The organism is Hymenobacter sp. APR13 (assembly GCF_000737515.1).
GTDB lineage: Bacteria > Bacteroidota > Bacteroidia > Cytophagales > Hymenobacteraceae > Hymenobacter.
In genome coordinates this window covers 3,264,246-3,284,780 of the sequence record NZ_CP006587.1, presented here as the reverse complement: position 1 = coordinate 3,284,780, position 20,535 = coordinate 3,264,246, and the positions used below count along the sequence as shown (strand labels likewise).

The following is a 20,535-nucleotide window of genomic DNA, read 5'->3' as shown; positions in this document are numbered from 1 at the left end:
GCTTGCTGCCGCGAAACAGACTTTCGCGGTACGGGCGTTACTCAGCCCACTGGTCGTTTTTCTTTTTGGGCGCGCCCTCGTCGTTGGCTTCCGAGGTGCCTTCGGCGCCGTTAGTCTGGCTGGCATTGCCGTAGTCGCCGCGGATGCCGCTGCCGTCGCCCATGTTCTGCTGGGTGCTGGTGGCTTCGGGGTTGCCGCTGGCCTGGGCGTCGGCGTCGTTCTGCGACGGAATTTTACCGCCGGTGCTCAGCTGGCGGCCTTCCTGCTCGGAAGCGGCGTTGGGCGTGGTCTGGGCGTTCTGGTCGGAATCGGGGGTTTGGTCGGCGCTCATGGGAGGGGAAATTAAGGAAGGATAGTAGCAGGCACGGGGCCACCGGCTGGCGCGCCCCGCTGCCTGCCTATACGCGCCGGCCGCCTCCGGCGTTGGGCCACGCGTATGGTAGTCCGGGGCCTTTTTGCCAACTTGAAGGCCGATTATTCCCTCTGCTGCTTTTATCCCGACATGTCTTCTGCTTCCGATTTCGAATTTATCCATCAGAAAACCGATCCCGAGCTGCTCTTTCTGGTGCGCAACCCCGGGTTGTACCACGCCGATCTGGTGAATACGGCCCGCCAGGAACTGCGCCGGCGCGGCATCAGCCCCGACCCGACCACCGAGTCGCAGCCGATGGGCCGCCATCTGCCGGTGTATGAAGACGAGCCGGCGCCGGCTGTATGGCAGCGCCCGGCCCTGTGGATAGGCGTGCTGGTGGCGCTGCTGCTGGGGGGCCTGATCTACTGGCAAAACCAACAGGCAGCCCGCCGCCAGGCCGCCGAACAGGCCCGGAAAGAAGCCGGTCCGCCCGTGCTGGAAACCGTGCAAACCCGCCTGATTCCGGCCTTCGATTCGCTCACGCGCACCCAGATTGCGCAGGAGCTGCGCCAGCTGCCGGCCGCCGAGCGCACTCGCGACACCGTGGCCACCCGCAAGTACCGGCTGCTGGCCGAGCGCTACTGGAAAGCCGAAAACCAGAGCACCTACCTGCTCCGGCAGTTGCGCAACACCCAGCCCGACGCCACCCTGCCCGGCCAGGCCAGCACCGTGCTGGAAGAGTGGCACCGCCTCAACAAAGCCCTGGCCTACGACCACAAGCTGACGCCCGTGCTCACCGAGCGGGTGGAGCTGATGCGCCGCGCCGCCTACCTGCGCATGGATCTGCTGCAGAACCTGAGTGGCCGCTACGGCAATGGCCTGCCCATCTACACGCCCCAGCTCGTCAGGCTGCAGGATTCGGCCACGGTGATGCGGGAGGCCCTGCTCAGCCGCGACAAGTGGACTGCCCGTCTGCGGCGCGGTACGCTGTAAATCAACTGCTCTGGCTTAAGCCGCCTCGTCGAGGAAGTACAGGTTCTTGAGGATGCTGCCTTTGAAGCGGTAATTGCGGGCCAGCAGAAACGTGCTGATGGGGTGCTGCAGCGGATGCAGCGGGTCGAAATCCTCGGCCTCCACCATCACCAGCCGGGGCCGGTAGACCGCGAAATCCAGGGATTCCAGCACGGAAAGGTCGAACTCCTCGGCGTCTATCGTGAGCAAATCGAAGCGGGCTGGCGCGTGGCACTCGTGCAGGATGGCCGTGAGCGTGCGGGGCTGCACCTGCCGCGTGCGCTCAATCTCCTCGCCCTGCGCCAGATACTGCGGCACGTACTGTGGGTCGGCCGTCGACAGCACGTTGTTGCTGAACTCCAGATACGTCAGTGGCTCGGGCTCGTGCGACACAAAGGCGCACACGGCCTGGTCGCGGGGGCGGATGCGGCCGAATTTGCGGATCAGCTTTTCGTTGGCATCGATGCAGATGCCGCGCCAGCCGCGCCGGTACAGCAGAAACGTGTTGGAGATGAAGCGGGGCTCGTTGCAGCCTACTTCCACGTAGAACCCATTGTAGGTCACCAGGGGCTTGAGCAGCGACTCAATCAGGCGGTCTTCGCCGGTGTAGCCGTAGCTCAGCCGCACGCTGCGCCCCAGCGGCAGGCGCAGCAGGGCTACCAGCACGTATTTCAGGCTGCGCAAACCCGAAGAAACCGGGCTCGACCACGAAAAGAACTGTCGAAAGCTCGCGCGGCTTTCCTTAAGCGCTACTCCAGCCTGGGTGAACAGGGCCCTGGAGCGTGCATTGCGGTACAAAGGGGTAGCCAGGCGCTGTTGTGCCTGAACTCGCAAAAGAGCGGAAACCGACATTAAGAATAAATGACAAAAAGGCGTGGTGGGGAGGCAGGTAAGCAGGTTATAAAAGCCTAAATATAGTTAAATTTTCCTCCTGCCAATTCCTTAAAAAGATAATATTTTATAGAAATAATTACCATAAAGACACCTCTATCCACATAGCGCAGCGCGTTGCGGATACGCGTCTGCTCCACACCGTTGGTCGGTTCTGACAGATTACGCCCTTGGCTTCGGGCGTGGGCTGGTTCTTGATGGCATTGAGCTTCTGAGTTCTAGCTTATGGAAACCCCGGCTTCTGAACATCCTTTCGCGCACAAAACCGACGCCGAGTTGCTGCACTTGGCCCGGCAGGCTAGCCGCTACCCGGCGGTAGGCGCAGCAGCGGTGCAGGAGCTGCAGCGCCGCGGCCTGATTCCGGCGGAGCTGCCGGGCGCGGTGGCTAGCCCACCGCCCGCGCCGCCCGCCGAGCCGGCCGGTGGCACGCTCCGGCAAATGGGCCGACTGGCGCAAGGTATCTTCCGGCCCAGGCGCGGGTATTTCGCTACGCCGCTGCTACTGCTAGCCAATCTGCTGGCGTATGGCGCCATGGGCGTTCTGGGAGGCGTAAACCTGCTGGCACCTGCCGGGGCCGACCTTATTGCGTGGGGCTCCAATTTCTCGGGCTTGGTGATGAAGCAACCCTGGCGGCTGCTCAGCGGTACGTTTCTGCACGGCGGACCGGCCCACCTTTTCCTCAACCTGAGCGCTTTGCTGCTGCTGGGCCTGATGGCCGAGGCCAAAGCCGGGAGCATCCGGTGGCTGCTGGTGTATCTGCTGAGTGGCGTGGGCGGCAGCCTGACTAGCTTGTGGTGGCACACCCAAGGCGTCAACTCCGTGGGGGCCTCGGGCGCCATTTTCGGACTGTACGGGCTGGTGCTGGCACTACTTCTGGAGCGTGGGGCCGCACTTAGCCGCCAGGAGCGCGCCGGCCTGATGGGGCTGCTGCTGTACTTTGCGCTGGGTAGTTTGGTGGGGGGCCTGGCCGGCCCGGCCGGTACCGACAACGCTGCCCATATCGGGGGGCTGGCTACCGGCCTGGTTGCGGGCATATTGAGCACGTTGCAACGCCGTGCACACCGCTAGTCAGAATGAATTCTTTGTTATTCTGTCTCTACGCAACACAAAGAGCCGCCATTTTTATCATATCCCCAATTACTTATCCAGGCACTAGCACCGCGAAAACTTTTCTTTATAACCCGGAACTTTTATTGATTAAGCAGGAGCACGGCATAATTTTGGCGCAACGTAAGCCGCTTAGGAATTTGTAATTCATTGGCATTACCTGTTACTCATTCACCTTTTCCCTCTTTTCTATGAAATCTCTATTACCCATTGCGGCCGGTATTCTGGCTCTTTTTAGCACCAACGGCGCGGTAGCGCAGCAGGCGGTGCCGAATGGCACGCTTGAAACCTGGACCCAACGCGGGCTTTTCGAGTCGCCCCAATCGTGGCTGACGTTCGACGACATCATTTCGGCGCTGGTGGGGCCGCTGCCTTTTTCCACCAACACCACGGTAAAGTCCACGGACAAGCGCGGCGGCAGTTTTGCAGCCAAGCTGGAGACGCAGAACTTTCAGGATAATTTCCCCGGCGTCCTGCTGCTCGGCACGGGCATTGGCAACACCAATACGCTTGGTGGCGGTATTCCCTATACCAACCGGCCAGCCAACCTGCAGTTCTACTACAAAATGACTGGCCCGGCAGCTGACTCGGCTGGGGTTCAGGTGGCGCTTTTCAAAACGGTCAACGGCAACCCTGAAATCGTAGCTGATGCCTTCCAGATTCTGGCGCCTCAGGCCGGCTATACCTTGGTAACTCTGCCCCTCACCTACCGCCGTGCCGATACGCCGGATACGCTGCAGATGGTTTTCGCTTCTGGCCTGGCAAACAACATCACCACCGGCACCTCGCTGTTCATTGACGACGTAAGCATGACCGGCACCGTGCAGGCAGCCAAAAACCCGGCCCTCGACGCGGCCCTCACGGTATATCCTAACCCTAGCCCCAACGGCGAATTCCGGCTGTCGTCGGTGGCAAACCCAGCGGTGGCTACTGCTCCCTACACCATCTCCGATGCCACTGGCCGGGTGGTACGCACCGCCACGGCGGCTCCACTGAGCATGGCCAGCGGCCGTCCGATAGAGCTGCGCGGCCTGCCAGCCGGCGTCTACCTGCTCCAACTCAACACGCCCGAGGGCCCTGTTACGCGCAAACTTATCCGCTAAGCACGCCGCGTTACGCTCGACCCGCACATAGTACTTCCCTTCCGTCGGCAACTGCCGGCGGAAGGTTTTTTTTGCCCGGTAATCAGGGTCGTCATTCAGACACAACCATTTGCCTATCACCTATTTATGTGACTCATCCTTGTCTGCGCAGTTGGTATCTTTATAGCAGGCCGGCGGAAAGGCCGTCTGGTCTGTTCGCACCTTACTGTCTGCCCGGCTATGAAAACGCTACGCTTTACTGCTCTTTGGCTGTTTCTTTTTATCGGAACGGGGCCGGCTTTGGCCCAGAGCGTGCCCAACGGGGGCCTGGAAAGCTGGATTACCCAGGGCGCCGCCGAATACCCTGCCAACTGGCTAACCACCGACGCCATCTACTCCGGCCAGGGCCTGCCCCTGACTCTGGGCACCGTCACGAAAAGTACCGACCGCAACTCCGGCAGCTTCGCGGCCAAGCTGGAAAGCAAGACCGTATTCGGGGTGCCGTTTCCGTCGTTTCTGATTCTGGGCTCGCGCTTCGTCAATTCCAACACCTTCGGCATCGGCGGCATTCCGTTCACGGGGCGGCCCGCTACGCTGCAGTTCTGGTACAAGCTCACGCTCTCCGCCAACGACTCGGCCGGCGTGTACGTGGCCCTCACCCGGGGCGGCGGCCCTACCGCCCAGGTGGTAGGGGCCGGTGCCGCCATTCTGCCGGCGCGGGCCGGCTACGGCCAGTTTTCGCTGCCGATAAGCTACGGCGCAGGCCTGGCGCCAGACTCGCTGCGGCTGTTTTTCCTGTGTGGCACCGGGGGTGTGGTAGCTAGTTCGTCGCTGTGGGTGGATGACATTGGGCTTACCGGCGCGGTAGCGGCCACTTCGGCTCCGGCAGCAACGCAGGCCGTGCTAAGTGTCTACCCCAACCCCAGCATGTCGGGTGAGTTTGCGCTGGCTTCGGTGCAGCAGCCCACTGTGGCCACCGCCCCCTACCAGGTATTCAACGCCCAGGGCCAGCTGGTGCGGCAGCAGCCGGCCGCGCCCCTCAACGAAGCCAGCGGCCGCCGCGTAGATTTACGCGGAATGCCAGCAGGTGTGTATCTTTTGCACCTCAGCTCTCCCGATGGCCCGCTGCTGCGCAAACTCCTGATTCCGTGACTGAAAAACCCCTCCTGCCTGACCCGTCAGCTGCTCCTGCTTCCCCTTCTAACCCAACGGCTGCTAGTCATGCCACCTCCGATACTACCCCGCTCCCTGCAGACACTCCAGATCTGACCGACCCGCTCCCACCAGACGCAGCACCAGCCGAAGAAACTGCGGCAGAGGCGCCACCTTCCCGTTGGCGGCGGGCCGTGCGCGCGGTAGGCCGGGCCGCTACGGTACCGTTCAACACGGCCGGCTTCCTCTACCGCACGGGGCAGGAAAATATCCATTTCACGCTGCCGGTGCTCAACGGGGCCTTCGGCGACCAGCTGGCCGAGCGCCAGGACCGCCGGGCCATTCGGATGAGCTTCCGCCGCCACGCCGCCGACGTGCCGGTATCGGCGCTGGGCCTCACGCCCGGTACCAAGGGGCCGCGCAAGGTGGTGGTGTTTCTGCACGGCCTCATGGGCGACGAGGTGATCTGGCAGGCCGGCTCCGGCGAAGGCGGGCTACGGTATGGCCCGCGCCTGCAGCAGGAAACCGGCACCGTGTGCCTCTACGTGCGCTACAACACCGGCCTGCACATCTCCCAAAATGGCCAGCTGCTGCACGCCCTGCTCACGGAGCTGCTCGCGGCCTACCCCGACGCCATCGGCCGGCTCTCGTTGGTAGGGCACAGTATGGGCGGGCTGGTCATCCGGTCGGCGGGCTATTATGCGGCGCTGGCTACAACGCCGGAAACGGGCGTTTCTTGGCTCACGCACCTGCAGGATGTGTTTCTGCTGGGCGTACCCAACGACGGCTCGTTTCTGGAGCAGAACAGCCACTTTACGTCGGTGGTGCTGCGCAAAATCAACCTGCGCCCTACCCGCTTTATCAGCGGCCTCATTGATAAGCGCAGCAACGGCATCAAAGACCTGCGCCACGCCATTCTGGTAGATGCCGACTGGCAGGACCCGCACGCCGACGACCTGTTTCCGCCCCGCACGCTGGTGCCGCCGCTGCCTGGCGTGCGCTACCACGTGCTGGTAGGCTCGCTGCTGAAATCGGCCAACTCCGCCCTGCACGACTACTTCGGCGACGGCCTCGTAGGGGCTGGCAGCGCCCTGGGCCGCGTGTTCGGCGACCCCGCCCTGCCGCCCGAGCAGCAGATCAGCACCCGCGTGTTCCCAAAGCTGCACCACGGCACGCTCCTCTCCAACCCCGAAGTATACCAGTACCTGCGCGACCGGCTGTAATAAGGAGTTTAGAAGCCTATTGATTTCTGCGGAACGCTATGCTACGCTTGTAGAAGCTCACAAAAAAGCCGCCCAAACCTTCCCTTGTAGAAGGGAATTTGGGCGGCTTTTTTGATTATAGGTGGTAACCCGCGAAATGAAGGTTAGGCTACTCTTTCGCGCGGGCCATAATCCAGGAGTGTAGGGTTTCGAGCGTAGCCGTGGACACCACTGGGCGGGGCTGACCATTTACCAGCGGCCACTCGGTGGTGGGTGCCTGGAACAAGTGGTTGGCGCCTTCAATTTTTTGGGTGGTCACGCGGGCATTGGCTTTTAGGCCCTTGCCGAGCAATTCCAGGTTGGTTTGGGCCTCGGCCATGTCGTCGGCGGTGCCATGCAGCAGTAGCACGGCGCCCCGGGCTTTGCTTAGTTCCGGGCGCGGGTCCAGCTTCACGTAGTCGCGGTACCAGGGTGAGGTGAGGCGCGCCACGGCCGTTTGCACCGCTTCCGGCGGCAAGCCGGGCACATCCTGCCGCACCATATTCGCCACGATGGCTTGCGCCTGCGAAACATCAGGGCTGTTGGCAATGATGTCGAGCATAGTACGGCGGCGTTTGCGCTGGGCATCCATGCGCTTTTTGTCTTCTACTTTCTGGCGCAGGCGCTGCTGCTCCAGAAACGTAGCCACCTGCGCCGAGTTGGAGCCCGAAGCCCGCATCTTATCAGCCTGGACCTGGGCCTGCTGGCGCGCCACATCTTGGCGGCGGGCCAGACTCAGCAGGGCCGTATCGGCGGCACCGGCACGCAGCAGCAGCGACGGGCGCTGATCCGAGAGCAAGTCGGTGCCGGGCAAGCCGGCGGCAGCCAGGGCCACCGTGAAATTGGGGGGCAATGGTTGCGCTGCCGCCAGCAGGGCCACGTTGCCGCCCTGCCCGTGCCCAATCAATCCCAGATGAGCCACATCAATCAGTGGCCGGCTGCGCAGAAAGCTCAGGGCAGCCTGGGCGTCGTGGAGGCGGGCAGCTACGGTAGCCGTGGCCGAGTCGCCGCCCGATTTACCGATACCCCGGTCGTCGAGGCGCAGTACAGCCACGCCGCGGCGGGTGAGGTAGTCGGCCAGATTGCCGAACAGAGCGAAGTCACCGTATTGCGCGTCGCGGTTCTGGCTGTCCTGGTCGGAGAGCAGCACCACGGCCGGAAACGGCCCCTCGCCGGCAGGCACCGTCAGGGTGCCGGCCAGCTGCAGGTGGTCGATGTCGTTGGGCACTGTTACTTCCTCTACGCGGTAGGGCGGCGGGAACTTGAAGGCCTTAGGAGCCTGCGGCACGGCCGGCGGCACAAACAGCAGCGTGAGCGGCGTAGAATAGCCGGGCTGCTGCCACACGCCCAGCAGCTGCTGGCCGTCGGCGGAGCGGCGGCCTACAAAGCGGCAGCCAGCCTGCTCGGCCTCAAACGTCAGCGTATCGCCGCGGGGCGTAACGGTCATCGGCTCCCGGTTGACGCGTTGCATGGGCACGTCGAGCACAGCAAACCGGTTGCCATCGGCCAGTTCCGTGACGGTGATGGCCAGCGGCAGGCTGCCGCCGGGTACCGTCAGAGCACCTTTCCACTGGCCTTCCAACGAATGGCGCACGGCAGCCGGAGCCTGACCCCGGGCATTGGCCCCAATCAGCAGAAGCAAAAACAATAGCAGCACAAATCCGACCCACGTAGAGCCGAAAACCAACTTTTTCATAAGAACAGGAAATAAGCAGGACACCCGGCCGGCCCCTGGCCAGCGACGCGTATTGGCCGGCAAATACGGCAGCGGCCGGCCAGCCTGAAACCACTATTGGACCGGCAGCCGCAGTCAGCCGCCGAACCAGTAGTTCTGCTCGGTTAATGCACTTGCCTTAGGGCAGCAACACCCGGTCGATGACGTGCACCACACCGTTCGTGCACTGCACATCCGGGATGACCATGGTGGCCGGCGTGGCATTGTTGGCGCCTTTCACCGAGAGCGTACCGTTGCTGAAAGCACCCAGCGCCAGGCGGCCGCCGGCCGTAGTGACGTTGCTGTTTTCGGGCAGTTCGGGCGTGAACTGGCCGCCGGGCACTACGTGGTTGAGCAGCACGGCCGTAACGGTGGCCTGTGGGAGCTTGCGGATATCAGCCGGCACGTTCAGGGGTACGTTCAGGGCCACGCCTAGGTCTTTAAAGGCTTGGTCGGTAGGGGCGAAAACGGTGAGCGGCGCGCTGCCGGGCGTGGCCGACAGGGCCCCGGCCAGATTGCAGTACAGCACGGCTTCCACCAGAAAACTCAGTTCAGGCCGGGTAAACACCTGCGCATCCTTCAGCGCCACGGCCGACTGCACGATGTCGGCGCCGGTGGCCAGCAGCACCTTGTCCACGGCGTGGATGGTGCCGTTGGAGGCGCGCACGTCGGTGGCCACAATGCGCGAGCCGTTGACGTAGAGGCTGCCGCCGCGGCTGATAATGCGGCGGCCCGGCCCCAGCGCCGATGGCGAAACCAAACCAGCCTGCAGGTTAGCACCGCTGAGCGTGCCGCCGGTTACGTGGTAGAGCAGGGTGCTGCGCAGAAACGGCTGCTGCAGGGTAAGCAGGTCGGAGGCCGCGTTCAGGCCCAGCCGGCCGAAGCCTTCATTGGTGGGCGCAAACACGGTGAAATTGCCCTGCGGATCGCCGGGGTTCTTATTGGACAAAATTGACACAACGTCGCCACGGATTGCTGCGTCTTCCAAAATCTGGAAATCAGGGTTCGTAACGGCTACTCCGGCAATGGTAGGGTCGAGCTCATCGTTTTTCTGGCATCCTGCCAAAACCAGGGCGCTCAGAGCTAAGCCGGCAAACCAGGTGGGTACGATTCTTTTCATGAGCAATGAGGTGTAGATAAGGGTTATTAGGACAAATGAAACCCGCAGGCATTTCAGTAACGAAAAAAAATGCAACCGGATTTACTTAATCCTAAATCCGTTATGGGCAATGGATACGTAAAGCTGATTATTACGATGCTACCGCATTTTCCCAAAATGAAACACCCTGCAAAGTCTACCCCAAAGGTAGCTGTCTAGAACAATTTCCTGAAGAGTTTCCGTAGTTTTGCCTTTTAACACTGCCCTTTTATGCAACACACCTACCGTTTTTTACTTGCTTTCTCCCTGTTGAGCTTCGCTACGGCTTCGGCGGGCCGCGCCCAGAGTTTGGTTAGCGGATTTTTGCCCGGCAAGGGCCATGGCTCTGTAGTAGTTTCGGGCACGCTGGAGCGTTACCAGAGCGTGTACCTCGCCCCGGAAAAAATCAACCGGGTGCCCATCTTCGACCGAGTAGAGGTTAGTTCCGTGAACCTATATGGCAGCTATGGCATCACCGACAAGCTAGAAGCCGTGGTAAGCTTGCCCTACATCCAGTCGAAGGGGTTTGCCGATGAGCAGGTGCTGCGCGAGCAGGGCTACGTGAACAAGCGCGCCGGTCTGCAGGACATTACGCTGCTGCTGAAAGCCAAACTGTTTTCTGCCGAAATCGGTACTAATGTGCTGGACGTACTGGGCGTAGTGAGCGGCAGCACGCCCGTGAGCGACTATAAGTCGGAAAGCGGGCTGGGCTATATTATTGCCATTGGCAACGGCGCGCGCAAGGTGTCAGGCCAGGGCGTAGTGCACCTCAAAACGCTGTCGGGCGTGTTCGTGACCGGCCAGGCCGGCTACAGCCTGCGCGATAACAGCGCCCCCAACGCCTTCGTGGCCGAAACTAAAGTAGGCTATGCCGGTCCGAAACTGTACGTCGATGCCTTGGCTTCCTTCCAGAAGTCGGACAAGAGTGGCACCGATATTCTGCAACCAGGCTTCACGGGCTTCTTCCCCGCTACCCGCGTCGATTACGTGCGTTTGGGCGTCAGCGCGTTCCGTCCGCTGGCTAAAGGCTTCGGCCTGACGGTGGGTGCGGCCACGTATGTAGCCGGCCGCAACCTAGGCAAGTCCACCGGCGTGTCGGGCGGCGTGGCATACAACTTCTAGCGCACCCGAGCGGCGAAGGTTCTTCTCTGACCAATTCCACAACGGCCCCAGGCCTGCTTCCAGTGAAGCGGCCCGGGGCCGTTGGCGTGTATAGCAGGTGGTGCATCCCGGTACAATCCAAGTCACTGTAGCCGTTAATAATCTGTAGCACTCAGCCAATACAAGGCCGATAACATTACAAGAATATTGCATGATAAAACCAAGCGGCGATATAAATATATTATATATCATTTGACTATCACCTATTTACATATACAACTCCAATCTATGTGGTTAAATTTTTCATGATTATTTCGCGTTGTACCTCTGCCAGACAGCAGCCTTCGAAAGTTGCTGGCACGCTGGATTCGGCTTCTCGTCCTCAACCCGCCTAACATGAAATACCGCTATTGGAGTACCTCCCTGTTGCTTGCCTTTCTGTCTTCGGCCGGTGCCGCCCAGGCGCAGTCAGCTGCTGATGCACTGTGGCAGGAAGTGGCCGCGCCGGCGGCTCGAGGCCCGCTGGCAGTTCCGGCCCGCTGGTATAGCTTGGATACTACCCGGCTGGCGCGCCGCCTAGCCACTGCCCCGCCGGAAAACCACCCCGAGCAGGCCGTGACGCTGGAAATCCCCTACCCCGACGGCCAGCTGCACCGCTTTGCCGTGACGCAGGTGCCGGTGATGGCGCCGGCGCTGGCCGCCCGCTACCCGCGCATCCGCACCTACGCCGCCCGTAGCCTCGACGAGCCCGGCACCACGGCCCGCCTGGAATGGACGCCGGCCGGCCTGCACGCTCAGGTACTAGGGCCGGCCGGCGTCGTCAGTGTAGAGGCCGATGCCGAAACGCCCGGCCGCTACCAGAGTCGCCTCGGTGAGATACCGGAATTCGACTGCCGGGCCCTGCCGGTACCGGGGCAAGCCCGGCGGCCGGCCGGTGGCACCCCGCCGCCAGCTCCGGCTCCCTATGGAGGCCAGCGGCGCACCCTGCGCCTGGCCATGGCCGCCACCGGCGAATATGTGCAGAGCCTGGGTGGGGGCACCAAAGACAACACCCTGGGGACTATGGTAACGCTGGTAAACTCGCTGAACGCCGTGTACGAGCGCGACCTGTCGTTGCGCCTGCAGTTAGTGGCCAACACCGACGCGCTGATTTTTACGGACGCAGCCGCTGATCCGTATGATAACAGCAGCCCGACGGCGCTGATGAACACCAACCGCACGGTGGTCGACAATGCCATCGGCTCTGCCAACTACGACCTAGGCCACGTGCTGGGCTACCGCAGTGGCGGCTATTCGGGCGTGGCTTATGTGGGCGTGGTGTGCCTAAGCACCAGCGGCTATAAGGCCGGCGGGGCATCCACTGGAGGCTCAGCTTCGTTGATGGCGACGGTTACGACCCATGAAATCGGGCACCAGCTTGGCTCCAACCACACCTTCAACGGCGACCAGGGCAACTGCGGCGGCGGCAACCGCAGCCCTGAGCTGGCTTACGAGCCGGGCGCCGGCAATACCATCATGTCGTATGACTCGCGCTGTGCGCCCGACAACGTGGGCGGCGGCATTCCGTTTTTCCACGCGGGCAGCCTTAGCGCCATTCTGCCGGAGCTGACCTGTGGCACGCTGAGCGCCACCGGCAACCAGCCGCCTAGCGTTACGGTGCCGCCTAGCACCTACACCATTCCGCAGGGTACGCCCTTCACGCTGGCCGGCACTGGCTCCGACCCCGACGGCGACGCCCTGAGCTACTCCTGGGAGCAACTCGACCGGGGTACGAGCACCAGCCTGGCCAGCGCCGCCACCGATGCCAGCGGCCCGCCCCTGTTCCGCAGCTTTGTGCCCGTAGCCAGCCCCGCCCGCACGTTCCCGATGCTGTCGGCGGTGCTGAGCAACTCGGCGTCGGTGGGGGAAATACTACCGCTGGTGACCCGCACGCTCAACTTCCGCCTCACGGCCCGCGACAACCGCGGCGGCGTGGCGGCGGGCAACGTTTCGATGAACGTGGCCGATGCGGGGCCCTTCCGGGTGACTGCCGCCAACACGGCCGCGACGGTGGCACCGGGCAGCCTCTATACCGTCACCTGGGACGTACTTGGCACCGACCAGGCGCCGGTGAACTGCGCGGCCGTGCGCATCCTGTTTTCCACGGACGGCGGCCAGACGTTTCCGACCGAACTCCTGGCCAGTACTCCCAACAACGGTACCGCTACCGTGCGGCTGCCTACCAGCACCACCACCCAGGGCCGCTTGAAGATTGAGGCCATCGGCAACGTGTTTTTTGACATCAGTAACGCCAACCTGACCCTTTCGGGCCCCGTGGCGCCGCTGCCGGTGGTGCTGAGCAGCTTTACGGCTGAGGCCCGGGCCAACGCCGCCGAACTCGCCTGGACCACGGCTTCGGAGCAGAACAACCGGGGCTTTGCGGTGGAAGCGTCGGCAAACGGCACCGATTTCCGGCAGATTGGCTGGGTGGCCGGCCGTGGCAGCAGCGCCGCTCCCACCGCCTACCGTTTCGCGGACCCGCGCCTGCCATCCTACGGCAGCAGCACCGTCTACTACCGCCTGCGCCAGACCGACCTCGACGGCACCGAAACCCTGTCGCCGGTGCGGGTGCTGGCCGTGGCCGGTGCCCGTACCGCCACGCTGCAGGTGTGGCCCAACCCCGCCCACGACCACCTGACCGTGGCGGGCCTCACTGCCGGCCAGCCCGTACAGCTGCTCGACCTCTCGGGCCGGGTGCTGCTGACGGCTACCGCGCCCGCCGGACCGCTGGAACTGCAGCTGCCCGCCGGCCTGGCGCCGGGCGTGTATCTGGTGCGCAGCGGCGGGCAGGCGCAGCGGCTGCTGGTGCAGTAAGCCGCGAACTTTCCTTGTATCAAAAAGCAAAAGCGCGAACTGTACAGTTCGCGCTTTTGCTTTCCGGGCCGGCAAGTCGTCGTTTGTGGGCAAACGGATACGTTAGGTTCTCGCGTTGCGCCTCACCTCCCGCTCCCGCTCAGAGAACGGAAAGCCTGTCACTTTCTGGTAACTGGCCCAGGCTCCGGCTCGGCGGCTCTAGCAGCAGTTGGGCTGGTCGCGGGGTGAACGAGGTATCCGCCGCCAGCCGGACGTGCGCCAGTTACTTTCGACGACCGGCCCGACGGCTGAAAAAGCCGCCGGACCGGAGCCAAATCCGCAATCTGTATGACTGACAGCCGATTTTCTACCCGACCACCAGCTCCGTGAACGTGGCATCCACGACTACCCCGGGCAGCGTGAGGCCGGTTTCGAGGGTGACGGCTACCGCTTCGGCGGGCTGGCCGTCGGTGCTGTAGGCGGCGGGCTGGAAGGGCAGGCCGTGCAGCACCACACGGTAGCGCGTGAAGCTCGGCTGATAGTCGCCTTCGGTGGCTTGCTGCAGCAGCAGGCCGCTTTCGGTGCCCGTGACAGTGAAGCGGCGGGTGGTGCTCTGGCCGCTCTGGTAGCCGTAGCCTTCGCCGCCGTCGTCGTAGAGCACGCTGCTTTCCTGGCTGGCTTTGTAGTAGACGTGCAGCGTCACCTCGTCAATCACCTTTTCGCCCACGTACTGCTGCACCGGATACATTGGAATAACGGCGCCGGCGCGCACGAACAGCGGAATCCGGTCGAGGCCGGCAGCGGCCCACACTTCGGCGCCGCCGCTCTTGGCTTCGTCGGTGTAGTAGTAGAACCAGTCGCCGCGGGGCAGGTACATCCAGCGGCCATCGGCGCCGGCCTGCGTGATGGGGCACACCAGCAGGTGGTCGCCGAGGCTGAACTCGGCCATGCGCAGGTAGGTGTCGGTGTCGGTCTGGTCGAGGAAGGCCAGCGGGCGCAGCATGGGCGTGCCCTGGCTGACGTACTGCCAGAACGTGCTGTACATGTAGGGCAGCAGGCGGTAGCGCAACTCAATGAAGCCGCGGGCCAGCTCCATGAAGTTTTCGCCGAAGCTCCAGGGCTCCTGGTCGCCGTGGTCGCCGCTGGAGTGGGTGCGGAAGAACGGGTGGAAGGCGCCCAGCGCCACCCAGCGCACGTACAGCTCGCCGTCGGGCGTATCAATAAAGCCGCCGATATCGGAGCCGATAAAGCTGAACCCACTGATGCTCAGGCGCTGGCACTGGATGTTGGCCAGCCACAGGTGCTCCCAGGAGGCGATGTTGTCGCCGGTCCAGGCGGAGGAGTAGCGCTGGCCGCCGGCGTAGGTGCTGCGCGTGATGGTGAACGGCCGGTTGGGGTAGCTGAACTGCTTCACGCCCTCGTTGGTGGCGCGGGCCATCTGCATACCGTAGATGTTGTGGGCCTTTTTGTGCGAGGCCGGGTGGCCGTCGTAGTCGAAGCGCACGTCATCGGGGAAGGTGCCCTTCTCAAACACCGCCGGCTCGTTCATGTCGTTCCAGACGCCGCGCACGCCAGTTTCCTCAATCAGGCCTTTAAACAGGCCGGCCCACCATTCGCGCACGTCGGGGCGGGTGTAGTCGGGGAAGTTGCAGAGGCCGGGCCACACCGAGCCCTTCATCAGCGGGCCGTCGGCGCGGCGGCAGTACACGTCTTTTTCCAGGCCCTCGGCAAACACCCGGTAGTTGGGGTCAATCTTGATGCCGGGGTCGATGATGACGATGGTTTTGAAGCCGTCCTGGGCCAGCTCCTGCACCATGCGCTTGGGCTCGGGGAAGTGCGTGGGGCTCCAGGTGAAGCAGCGGTACCCGTCCATGTAGTCGATGTCGAGGTACAGAGCGTCGCAGGGAATCTGCCGGTCGCGGAAGCCCTTGGCAATTTCGCGGAAGTTGCTTTCGGGGAAGTAGCTCCACTTGCACTGGTGGTAGCCCAGCGCCCACAGCGGCGGCAGTTCGGGCGGGCAGGTCAGGCGGGTGTACTCCTCGGTCACTTCAAGCAGGCTGGGGCCGTAGATGAAGTAGTAGTTCATCTCGCCGCCCTGGGCCCAGAAACTGGTCACGTCGGCACGCTCAGCGGCAAAGTCGAAGCTGGCCTTGAAGGAGTTGTCGAAGAAAATGCCGTGGGCAATCTTCTGCTGCAGCTCCAGGTACAGCGGAATGTTCTTGTAGAGTGGGTCGGAGCCCTTCACGTAGCCGTAGGTATCACTGCCCCAGTTGGTGAAGCGCTTGCCGCGCAGGTTCATGTTGTCGGGCTTGTCGCCGAGGCCGTAGTAGTGCACGCCGCTCTGCACCTGCTTGCTCATCTTCACGATGTCGTTGCCGGTGTCGTAGTCGTACTCCCAGTGGTAGCCTTTCTCGTCCTGCACCAGCGTGTTGCCGGAACGGTCGAGCACGCGGGTTTTCAGGCCGTCCTTGGCTACGGTGCAGATCAGGCGGTCGGTGGTGATGCGGTAATGGTCGGGCCGCTCCCGGAACTCCAGAAACTCGGGCGCCTGGCGGGCGGGCACGCCGTTGGGGAAGGCGTAGCTGAAATCGGGCGCAAACCCCACCTCCGAGGCATAGCGGAAGCGCAGAACTTTATCGGTGATGACCTCCAGCCGGAGCAGGGCCCCGTTGTCGCAGCGGAAAACGAAATCGGAGCCGTCCTGCTGGCTGGCCACTACCTTGCCGGGAAAGAACTCCTGCTTCGCTTTCGCGGCCAGGTCGTTCAGCATGTAGTTGTTTTCCTGAATGTTGTGCTCGTTCATGAGGAAGGTCGGGCTGGGAAAAGCGGGCGGGTAAAAAAAAATCCGGCCGTGCCGGAGAAGCCTGCATTAAGCTTGCGAAGGTAAAAACGAATCCCGCGAATTTTGCCTAACATTGGCTATTGATTCGTAAAAACCGCCTTTATAGCCCCAATAAACCGGTTTTGCTATTCTTCCTTTTTCTGCCTGATTGCCCATGACTATTGCTCCGCTTAAGGTACTGATGCTGGGCTGGGACGCGCCCGCCGGAGCGGAGGCGACTCCGGCCACTACTGCCGCGCTGGTTTCGGCGCTGGCCCCGCATGCGGCGCTCACGCTGCTGCTGCCGCATCTGACCGAGCCTATGCACCTGCCGGCCCCCGCCACCGCCACCGGCCTGGGCAACCTCACCGCCGAAGAGCTGGCCCTAGCCGACACCCATTTCAACGCCCCCCATCCGGAAACCTGGCAGTCGCCGATGGCGCCTTACCTGGGCGGCACGGTGGGCACGGATGCAACTGGCCCGGCCACGCCAGCGGCGCCCTACATCGGCAGCAGCGAGGCCGCGCCGGCCGCAGCCCCGGGGCAAGTCGCCGCAGCCGAACCGACTCCGGCAGATACCGCCCAGACCGTCGAAACCGCTACCCTGCTCAACGCTGACGCCTTTGCCGCCGATGAGGCCGAGCCGGACGCACAGGAAGCCGCCGCCCTCGACTTCACGGAGCTGGCTGGCGCCGAGCCAGAAGCCACGGATCAGGATGGAGCGCCCTATTCCGAAACACCTGCGCCCACTGCTCCTGTGGCAGCCATCCAGCCGGCCCCGGCGGCCACGCCGGTCGGCCCGCAGTCGGTGCTGACGGTTGCGCTGGAAGCCCTGCGCACGCCGGCCGTTTCCGATGCCGACCTGAACTTCCGCGTGATTCAGTACGCGCGGTTTGCCACGCGGCTGGCCGCCAGCCAGGAGTTTGCGGTGATTTATGCCGCCGACTGGCAGGCGTGGCTGGCCGGCCTGGAGTTGCGGCAGCTGACCGGCAAGCCGCTGGTGCTGCACGTGCACAGCCTGGCCCAGGACCGCAACACGGCCGCCGACCGGGGCTGGGTGCTGGAGCTGGAGCGCCTGGCGCTGCGCCGCGCCGACCTGGTGCTGGCGGCTTCCTCGGCCCTGGCCCTGCGGGTGCTGGAGCTGCACGAGCTGCCGCCGCAGCGGGTCCGGCGCCTGTCGGCCGCCGCCGCCCAGGACCCGGCCCGCCTCGCCGAAGCCATCCTGACGGCGCTGCAGGAAGTGGCCCCGGCGTAGCGGCGCTGGCTGGGCGGACGGCAGATAGCCGGCACTAGCGCCCAGAGCGCTACCTTTGCAGCCGCTGGCCGCCCGGAGCGGCCAGCGGCTTCTTTTTGTATTGGCTGGCCGCCGCATCTCCCCTCCTTCTCTATGTCTGATTCGCAGGAACAGGTTTTTGATACCACTTTAGAGCTGCATCCGACCGATGGCGGCGTGTTTCTCTTCGTGCCGTTCAGCGTGCCCGAGGTGTTTGGGCAGCGCGGGCAGGTGCACGTGCGCGGCACCCTCGACGGCTTTCCGTTCCGCCTGCCGCTCACGCTTGACGAGGACGGCCACCACATTCTGGCCGTAAACAAGCAGCTGCGCAACACCATCGGCAAAACCTGGGGTTTGCCCGTGCACGTCACGATGATGCCCGACACCGACGAGCCCGGCTTCGTGGTGCCCGACGACCTGGCCCGCGCCCTGGAGCGCACCGGCCTGCGCCCCGCCTTCGACCTGCTGGCCTACCCCCACCGCCGCGAGTATGTGCAATGGGTGGAGCGCGCCAAAAAGCCCGAAGCCCGCCAGCGCCGCATCCAGGACGTGCTGGAAGGTGCCGAAACCGGCAAAAAGCTGAAGTAGGCGGTTAGCTGAACATAATAAGACCGTCATGCAGAGGCGCAGCCGAAGCATCTCGCTCGTGTAGTAATCTGGTTGATTTACCACACGAGCGAGATGCTTCGGCTGCGCCTCTGCATGACGGTCTATTTGCTTCTATCCTACCCCACCCGCATCAGCACCAGCGCGGTGCGGCTCGTGACGTAGAGGCTGAGCTTGTCGATGCCATCTTCCTCGAAGGTTTCGTAGGTCAGGGACGTATCGACGCGGTTGTGGCCGCCGAACTCGGGGGCGTCGGTGCTGAGCAGGATGCGGTAGTGGCCGGAGTGCGGCACGAAGAAGTGGTAGTCGGGGATGCTGCGGCTCACGTGGAAGCTGAACACGAACAGCAGCGGGCCCCGCTCAAACACCAGCACCTGATTGTCGGTGTCGATGTTGAGCTGGTGGGCGGCGGGGTGCGCCAGCAGGTGCTGCTTGCGGGCCAGATGCAGCTGGGCGTGGTCGAAGGCGGCCAGCTGCCGGAACTTCAGGTCGGGGTTGTCGGCGAGGCTCCACTGGCGGCGGGCGAAATGGTAGCTCCAGTCGTTGCCTTCGCGTGGGAAGTCCACCCACTCCGGATGGCCAAACTCGTTGCCGATAAAGTTCAGGTAGGCCTCACCACCCAGCGCCAGCGTGAGCAGCCGGATCAGCTTGTGCAGCGCCACGCCCCGGTCGGTGATGGGGTCGGGGTCGTCTTTGTGCATGTGCTCGTAGATGGCCTTGTCCAGCAGCCAGTGAGCCAGCGTTTTGTCGCCGACCAGCGCCTGGTCGTGGCTTTCGGCGTAGGCCACGGTTTTTTCGCCGGCGCGGCGGTTGGTGAGCGTGTGCCAGAGCTCGTGCAGGTTCCAGTTTTCGTCGCGGGTGTGCTTGAGCAGCTTGATCCAATAGTCGGGGATGCCCATGCCCAGGCGGTAGTCGAAGCCGATGCCGCCCTCACTGATGGGGCGGCACAGGCCAGGCAGGCCACTCATGTCTTCGGCAATCAGCAGGGCACCTTTCTTCAGCTCGTGCACCAGCGTGGTGGCCAGCTGCAGGTACAGAATAGCGTCGTCGTCGGCCTCGGGGCCGAAATACTGGTCGTAGGAGCTGAACGCCACGCCCTCGCCGTGGTGGTGGTAGAGCATGCTGGTGATGCCGTCGAAGCGGAAGCCGTCGAAGTGGAACTCCTCCAGCCAGTAGCGCAGGTTGCTGAGCAGGAAGCGCTGCACCTCGGGCTTGGCGTAGTCGAACAGCTTGGAGTCCCATCCGGGGTGGTTGCCGCGCGGGCCTTCGTGGAAATACTGGTCGCCGGAGCCGTCGAAATCGGCCAAACCTTCGGCCTCGTTTTTCACGGCGTGCGAGTGCACCACGTCCAGCAGCACCGCCAGGTGGCGCTTGTGAGCTTCGTTGATGAGATACTTCAGGTCCTCGGGCGTGCCGAAGCGCGACGACACGGCGAAGAAATTGGCTACATGGTAGCCAAACGAGCCGTAGTACGGGTGCTCCATCACGGCCATCAGCTGCACGCAGTTGTAGCCGCCGGCCTGAATGCGGGGCAGGACCTGGTCGGCAAACTCGCGGTAGGTGCCCACGCGGCCCTCCTCGGTGGCCATGCCCACGTGGGCCTCATAAATCAGCGGCTCCTTGACGTGGTTGTGTACCCGGAACTTCTGGTCGGTCCAGGCGAAGGGCGTTTCCGGCCGCCAGACCTGGGCGGCAAAGTCGTGGGTGTTCTCGTCCTGCACGGCGCGGCGCACGGTGGCGGGCAGGCGGTCCTTGGCGCCGTGGGCACTGCGCACGTGCACTTTGTAGCGGCTGCCGTGCGTGAGGTGCTCCTTATACTGCTTGTCGACCAGGAAAATCTCCCACACGCCATCGGGCTGGCGCTGCAGGGGCGTGGCCTCCCGGTCCCAGCCGTTGAAGTCGCCGATGAGGAACAGGGCCTCAGCGGCGGGCGCCCACTCGCGGTACCAGTAGCCGCGGCGGCGGGCATCGTAGTTGAGGCCGAGCTGCTGATGGGCAGTGGCAAACTTGCTCAGCGAGCCGTATTCGCTTTGAATTTCCTGCAGGCGGTCGTCGAGGCGCTGCAGGCGCTGGCGCAGTACGGGTTCGTAGGGCGTCAGCCAGGCATCTTGCTGCACCAGCGGCAGATGTGGCGTTTTCAGAGCCGGAACAAGCATTTCAGGAGCCATAGCGCGGTAGTTTATTTCGGTCAAATCTACTGATGTAACGCGAAGT

General features: G+C 63.4%; 15 protein-coding genes. 9 read left to right on the top strand and 6 right to left on the bottom strand.

Annotation, left to right across the window (positions count from 1 at the left end):
• Positions 1-37 precede the first annotated feature (37 nt).
• Entirely contained in the window at positions 38-331 is a 294-nt protein-coding gene (locus N008_RS13735) for a hypothetical protein (RefSeq protein ID WP_044016766.1), read from the bottom strand.
• Between the two features lie 171 nt (positions 332-502).
• Between N008_RS13735 and N008_RS13730 the strand changes: the two genes are divergently transcribed.
• Positions 503-1,345 (top strand): hypothetical protein, encoded by an 843-nt coding sequence (locus tag N008_RS13730; RefSeq protein ID WP_044016764.1) that lies wholly within the window; start codon positions 503-505, stop codon positions 1,343-1,345.
• Between the two features lie 15 nt (positions 1,346-1,360).
• Here the strand turns inward: N008_RS13730 and N008_RS13725 are convergent, their stop codons facing one another.
• Positions 1,361-2,047 (bottom strand): FkbM family methyltransferase, encoded by a 687-nt coding sequence (locus N008_RS13725; RefSeq protein WP_052381550.1) that lies wholly within the window; start codon positions 2,045-2,047, stop codon positions 1,361-1,363.
• A gap of 432 nt (positions 2,048-2,479) precedes the next feature.
• Here N008_RS13725 and N008_RS13720 point away from each other — a divergent pair, with 432 nt between their 5' ends.
• The 4 genes from N008_RS13720 (at position 2,480) to N008_RS21710 (ending at position 6,818) form a co-directional block, all read left to right on the top strand.
• Positions 2,480-3,322, top strand: coding sequence for a rhomboid family intramembrane serine protease (locus tag N008_RS13720; protein ID WP_052381549.1), 843 nt, complete (start codon positions 2,480-2,482; stop codon positions 3,320-3,322).
• Positions 3,323-3,552: 230 nt separating this feature from the next.
• Positions 3,553-4,464 (top strand): T9SS type A sorting domain-containing protein, encoded by a 912-nt coding sequence (locus tag N008_RS13715; protein ID WP_044016763.1) that lies wholly within the window; start codon positions 3,553-3,555, stop codon positions 4,462-4,464.
• A gap of 219 nt (positions 4,465-4,683) precedes the next feature.
• Positions 4,684-5,595 (top strand): T9SS type A sorting domain-containing protein, encoded by a 912-nt coding sequence (locus tag N008_RS13710; RefSeq protein WP_081910798.1) that lies wholly within the window; start codon positions 4,684-4,686, stop codon positions 5,593-5,595.
• Positions 5,596-5,789: 194 nt separating this feature from the next.
• Positions 5,790-6,818, top strand: a complete 1,029-nt coding sequence (locus tag N008_RS21710; protein WP_052381548.1) for an esterase/lipase family protein — start codon at positions 5,790-5,792, stop codon at positions 6,816-6,818.
• 148 nt (positions 6,819-6,966) lie between these two features.
• Here N008_RS21710 and N008_RS13700 read toward each other — a convergent pair whose 3' ends face one another.
• Positions 6,967-8,532, bottom strand: a complete 1,566-nt coding sequence (locus N008_RS13700; RefSeq protein WP_044016758.1) for an alpha/beta hydrolase family protein — start codon at positions 8,530-8,532, stop codon at positions 6,967-6,969.
• Positions 8,533-8,689: 157 nt separating this feature from the next.
• Positions 8,690-9,670, bottom strand: coding sequence for a fasciclin domain-containing protein (locus N008_RS13695; RefSeq protein WP_044016756.1), 981 nt, complete (start codon positions 9,668-9,670; stop codon positions 8,690-8,692).
• Between the two features lie 249 nt (positions 9,671-9,919).
• Here N008_RS13695 and N008_RS13690 point away from each other — a divergent pair, with 249 nt between their 5' ends.
• Entirely contained in the window at positions 9,920-10,810 is an 891-nt protein-coding gene (locus N008_RS13690) for a hypothetical protein (protein WP_044016754.1), read from the top strand.
• Positions 10,811-11,185: 375 nt separating this feature from the next.
• Positions 11,186-13,642, top strand: coding sequence for a reprolysin-like metallopeptidase (locus N008_RS13685; protein WP_052381546.1), 2,457 nt, complete (start codon positions 11,186-11,188; stop codon positions 13,640-13,642).
• Positions 13,643-13,988: 346 nt separating this feature from the next.
• On the opposite strand, the gene N008_RS13680 is transcribed toward N008_RS13685, so the two are convergent.
• Positions 13,989-16,424, bottom strand: a complete 2,436-nt coding sequence (locus tag N008_RS13680) for a glycoside hydrolase family 31 protein (RefSeq protein WP_156109320.1) — start codon at positions 16,422-16,424, stop codon at positions 13,989-13,991.
• Positions 16,425-16,617: 193 nt separating this feature from the next.
• On the opposite strand from N008_RS13680, the gene N008_RS13675 reads away from it, so the two are divergent.
• On the top strand, positions 16,618-17,697 hold the full coding sequence (locus N008_RS13675) for a glycosyltransferase family 4 protein (RefSeq protein WP_044016751.1): 1,080 nt from the start codon (positions 16,618-16,620) through the stop codon (positions 17,695-17,697).
• Positions 17,698-17,829: 132 nt separating this feature from the next.
• Positions 17,830-18,303 carry a YdeI/OmpD-associated family protein gene (locus tag N008_RS13670; protein ID WP_052381545.1) on the top strand — a complete coding sequence of 158 codons (474 nt, stop codon included), beginning with the start codon at positions 17,830-17,832 and terminating at the stop codon, positions 18,301-18,303.
• A gap of 137 nt (positions 18,304-18,440) precedes the next feature.
• Here N008_RS13670 and N008_RS13665 read toward each other — a convergent pair whose 3' ends face one another.
• Positions 18,441-20,489: an alpha-amylase family glycosyl hydrolase gene (locus N008_RS13665; protein ID WP_156109319.1), complete on the bottom strand. Its 2,049-nt coding sequence runs from the start codon at positions 20,487-20,489 to the stop codon at positions 18,441-18,443.
• Positions 20,490-20,535 lie beyond the last annotated feature (46 nt).

Excerpts from the sequence above, each read along its gene's own strand:
- N008_RS13700 (WP_044016758.1), bottom strand. The coding sequence starts at position 8,532 with ATGAAAAAGTTGGTTTTCGGCTCTACGTGGGTCGGATTTGTGCTGCTA.
- N008_RS13665 (WP_156109319.1), bottom strand. The coding sequence starts at position 20,489 with ATGGCTCCTGAAATGCTTGTTCCGGCTCTGAAAACGCCACATCTGCCG.
- N008_RS13685 (WP_052381546.1), top strand. The coding sequence starts at position 11,186 with ATGAAATACCGCTATTGGAGTACCTCCCTGTTGCTTGCCTTTCTGTCT.
- N008_RS13715 (WP_044016763.1), top strand. The coding sequence starts at position 3,553 with ATGAAATCTCTATTACCCATTGCGGCCGGTATTCTGGCTCTTTTTAGC.
- N008_RS13730 (WP_044016764.1), top strand. The coding sequence starts at position 503 with ATGTCTTCTGCTTCCGATTTCGAATTTATCCATCAGAAAACCGATCCC.
- N008_RS13710 (WP_081910798.1), top strand. The coding sequence starts at position 4,684 with ATGAAAACGCTACGCTTTACTGCTCTTTGGCTGTTTCTTTTTATCGGA.
- N008_RS13720 (WP_052381549.1), top strand. The coding sequence starts at position 2,480 with ATGGAAACCCCGGCTTCTGAACATCCTTTCGCGCACAAAACCGACGCC.
- N008_RS13675 (WP_044016751.1), top strand. The coding sequence starts at position 16,618 with ATGACTATTGCTCCGCTTAAGGTACTGATGCTGGGCTGGGACGCGCCC.
- N008_RS13680 (WP_156109320.1), bottom strand. The coding sequence starts at position 16,424 with ATGAACGAGCACAACATTCAGGAAAACAACTACATGCTGAACGACCTG.
- N008_RS13690 (WP_044016754.1), top strand. The coding sequence starts at position 9,920 with ATGCAACACACCTACCGTTTTTTACTTGCTTTCTCCCTGTTGAGCTTC.
- N008_RS13695 (WP_044016756.1), bottom strand. The coding sequence starts at position 9,670 with ATGAAAAGAATCGTACCCACCTGGTTTGCCGGCTTAGCTCTGAGCGCC.
- N008_RS13670 (WP_052381545.1), top strand. The coding sequence starts at position 17,830 with ATGTCTGATTCGCAGGAACAGGTTTTTGATACCACTTTAGAGCTGCAT.
- N008_RS13735 (WP_044016766.1), bottom strand. The coding sequence starts at position 331 with ATGAGCGCCGACCAAACCCCCGATTCCGACCAGAACGCCCAGACCACG.